We start from the raw sequence: 407 nt of genomic DNA on the forward strand, positions 1-407 counted from the left end.
GTTGCACCGGTACCGACGGCGATGGCGTTCCAGGCGCTGGCATTGGCAGTGTCGCCCATGGCCAATGCCGACTGGCCCGCCGCGTTCGACCGCACGCCGAGGGCGGGCGAGCCCACCCCCGATGCGTGCGCCGACAGGCCGACCGCCGTGGCCTGCGACACCGCGATCGCCGCTCGGCCCAGCGCCAGGGACGTCGCCACCGTTGAGCTCTGGCTCCCAGCATCCAGCATTACGGCGACGTTGTCCGCTACGGGCTGCCACTGCGGCCCCTCTACCCGCTGTGCTGGCCTCGTCCTCCAGCTGCTTCAGCCGCCGGATCTCCGGCACGCCCATGCCGACGAACTGCTTCTTCCAGCGGTAAAACGTCGGCTCGGACACGCCCATCTTCCGGCAGACTTCGTCCACCG

2 pseudogenes are annotated in these 407 nt (G+C 70.3%); both read right to left on the reverse strand.

The window, feature by feature from the left end:
- A pseudogene (locus tag MKK53_RS04300) lies at positions 1–200 on the reverse strand (hypothetical protein); the annotation flags it as partial.
- A gap of 88 nt (positions 201–288) precedes the next feature.
- Positions 289–407: pseudogene (locus MKK53_RS04305) on the reverse strand (transposase); the annotation flags it as partial.

The organism is Methylobacterium sp. J-076 (assembly GCF_022829405.1).
Classification (GTDB): Bacteria; Pseudomonadota; Alphaproteobacteria; order Rhizobiales; family Beijerinckiaceae; genus Methylobacterium.